This is a genomic window from Vibrio sp. CUB2, from assembly GCF_001557945.1.
Lineage (GTDB): Bacteria > Pseudomonadota > Gammaproteobacteria > Enterobacterales > Vibrionaceae > Vibrio > Vibrio owensii.
In genome coordinates this window covers 1-282 of the sequence record NZ_LNRB01000093.1, presented here as the reverse complement: position 1 = coordinate 282, position 282 = coordinate 1, and the positions used below count along the sequence as shown (strand labels likewise).

Genomic DNA, 282 nt, shown 5'->3' with positions numbered 1-282 from the left:
AGGACGCTTACCACTTTGTGGTTCATGACTGGGGTGAAGTCGTAACAAGGTAGCGCTAGGGGAACCTGGCGCTGGATCACCTCCTTAAACGATGATTATACACGATGAGTGTCCACACAGATTGATAGTTCACAAGCGAAAGCTTGTAGCTAACATAGCTCTTTAACAATTTGGAAAGCTGACAAAACAAACTTTTAAGTTTGTTTGTAAAGTTCTCAATGTTTGTCTTTATGACAAACACCAAAAAACACATTCAAGTGTTCTTGGGAATATCACTTTTAA

At 39.4% G+C, this 282-nt stretch carries 1 rRNA gene; it reads left to right on the top strand.

The window, feature by feature from the left end:
• A 16S ribosomal RNA gene (locus ATB78_RS28045) occupies positions 1–87 on the top strand; the annotation flags it as partial.
• Positions 88–282: the final 195 nt, after the last annotated feature.